Here is a 2,818-nt window from a genome sequence, read left to right as displayed (position 1 = left end):
GAAGTGAAACATCTTCGGGTTGTGAGGTTAAGCGACTAAGCGTACACGGTGGATGCCCTGGCAGTCAGAGGCGATGAAGGACGTGCTAATCTGCGAAAAGCGCCGGCGAGGTGATATGAACCTTTGACCCGGCGATGTCCGAATGGGGAAACCCAGTGCAATTCGTTGCACTATCGTTAACTGAATACATAGGTTAACGAGGCGAACCGGGGGAACTGAAACATCTAAGTACCCCGAGGAAAAGAAATCAACCGAGATTCCCCCAGTAGCGGCGAGCGAACGGGGAGCAGCCCAGAGTCTGAATCAGCTTGTGTGTTAGTGGAAGCGTCTGGAAAGTCGCACGGTACAGGGTGACAGTCCCGTACACGAAAGCACACAGGTTGTGAACTCGAAGAGTAGGGCGGGACACGTGGTATCCTGTCTGAATATGGGGGGACCATCCTCCAAGGCTAAATACTCCTGACTGACCGATAGTGAACCAGTACCGTGAGGGAAAGGCGAAAAGAACCCCGGCGAGGGGAGTGAAAAAGAACCTGAAACCGTGTACGTACAAGCAGTGGGAGCACCTTCGTGGTGTGACTGCGTACCTTTTGTATAATGGGTCAGCGACTTATATTCTGTAGCAAGGTTAACCGTATAGGGGAGCCGAAGGGAAACCGAGTCTTAACTGGGCGTTAAGTTGCAGGGTATAGACCCGAAACCCGGTGATCTAGCCATGGGCAGGTTGAAGGTTGGGTAACACTAACTGGAGGACCGAACCGACTAATGTTGAAAAATTAGCGGATGACTTGTGGCTGGGGGTGAAAGGCCAATCAAACCGGGAGATAGCTGGTTCTCCCCGAAAGCTATTTAGGTAGCGCCTCGTGAACTCATCTTCGGGGGTAGAGCACTGTTTCGGCTAGGGGGCCATCCCGGCTTACCAACCCGATGCAAACTACGAATACCGAAGAATGTTATCACGGGAGACACACGGCGGGTGCTAACGTCCGTCGTGAAGAGGGAAACAACCCAGACCGCCAGCTAAGGTCCCAAAGTCATGGTTAAGTGGGAAACGATGTGGGAAGGCACAGACAGCCAGGATGTTGGCTTAGAAGCAGCCATCATTTAAAGAAAGCGTAATAGCTCACTGGTCGAGTCGGCCTGCGCGGAAGATGTAACGGGGCTAAACCATGCACCGAAGCTGCGGCAGCGACACTATGTGTTGTTGGGTAGGGGAGCGTTCTGTAAGCCGTTGAAGGTGTCCTGTGAGGGGTGCTGGAGGTATCAGAAGTGCGAATGCTGACATAAGTAACGATAAAGCGGGTGAAAAGCCCGCTCGCCGGAAGACCAAGGGTTCCTGTCCAACGTTAATCGGGGCAGGGTGAGTCGACCCCTAAGGCGAGGCCGAAAGGCGTAGTCGATGGGAAACAGGTTAATATTCCTGTACTTGGTGTTACTGCGAAGGGGGGACGGAGAAGGCTATGTTAGCCGGGCGACGGTTGTCCCGGTTTAAGCATGTAGGCGGAACGATTAGGTAAATCCGGTCGTTTTTTAACGCTGAGGTGTGATGACGAGGCACTACGGTGCTGAAGTAACAAATGCCCTGCTTCCAGGAAAAGCCTCTAAGCATCAGGTAACACGAAATCGTACCCCAAACCGACACAGGTGGTCAGGTAGAGAATACCAAGGCGCTTGAGAGAACTCGGGTGAAGGAACTAGGCAAAATGGTGCCGTAACTTCGGGAGAAGGCACGCTGATATGTAGGTGAAGCCCCTGCGGGTGGAGCTGAAATCAGTCGAAGATACCAGCTGGCTGCAACTGTTTATTAAAAACACAGCACTGTGCAAACACGAAAGTGGACGTATACGGTGTGACGCCTGCCCGGTGCCGGAAGGTTAATTGATGGGGTTAGCGGCAACGCGAAGCTCTTGATCGAAGCCCCGGTAAACGGCGGCCGTAACTATAACGGTCCTAAGGTAGCGAAATTCCTTGTCGGGTAAGTTCCGACCTGCACGAATGGCGTAATGATGGCCAGGCTGTCTCCACCCGAGACTCAGTGAAATTGAACTCGCTGTGAAGATGCAGTGTACCCGCGGCAAGACGGAAAGACCCCGTGAACCTTTACTATAGCTTGACACTGAACACTGGTCCTTGATGTGTAGGATAGGTGGGAGGCTTTGAAGCGTGGACGCCAGTCTGCGTGGAGCCGTCCTTGAAATACCACCCTTTAATGGCTGGTGTTCTAACGTAGACCCGTAATCCGGGTTGCGGACAGTGTCTGGTGGGTAGTTTGACTGGGGCGGTCTCCTCCCAAAGAGTAACGGAGGAGCACGAAGGTTAGCTAATCCTGGTCGGACATCAGGAGGTTAGTGCAATGGCATAAGCTAGCTTGACTGCGAGAGTGACGGCTCGAGCAGGTGCGAAAGCAGGTCATAGTGATCCGGTGGTTCTGAATGGAAGGGCCATCGCTCAACGGATAAAAGGTACTCCGGGGATAACAGGCTGATACCGCCCAAGAGTTCATATCGACGGCGGTGTTTGGCACCTCGATGTCGGCTCATCACATCCTGGGGCTGAAGTAGGTCCCAAGGGTATGGCTGTTCGCCATTTAAAGTGGTACGCGAGCTGGGTTTAGAACGTCGTGAGACAGTTCGGTCCCTATCTGCCGTGGGCGCTGGAGAATTGAGGGGGGCTGCTCCTAGTACGAGAGGACCGGAGTGGACGCATCACTGGTGTTCGGGTTGTCATGCCAATGGCACTGCCCGGTAGCTAAATGCGGAAAAGATAAGTGCTGAAAGCATCTAAGCACGAAACTTGCCCCGAGATGAGTTCTCCCTGA

1 rRNA gene is annotated in these 2,818 nt (G+C 53.3%); it reads left to right on the top strand.

What is annotated here, in order from left to right:
- Positions 1-25: 25 nt before the first annotated feature.
- Positions 26-2,818: ribosomal RNA gene (locus tag LRM19_RS21125) — 23S ribosomal RNA — on the top strand; the annotation flags it as partial.

It is taken from the genome of Enterobacter sp. PI-10 (assembly GCF_027947695.1).
Taxonomy (GTDB): Bacteria; Pseudomonadota; Gammaproteobacteria; order Enterobacterales; family Enterobacteriaceae; genus Enterobacter; species Enterobacter vonholyi.
Note: the sequence above shows the minus strand (reverse complement) of the source record. Positions and strands in the feature narration are given on the sequence as shown.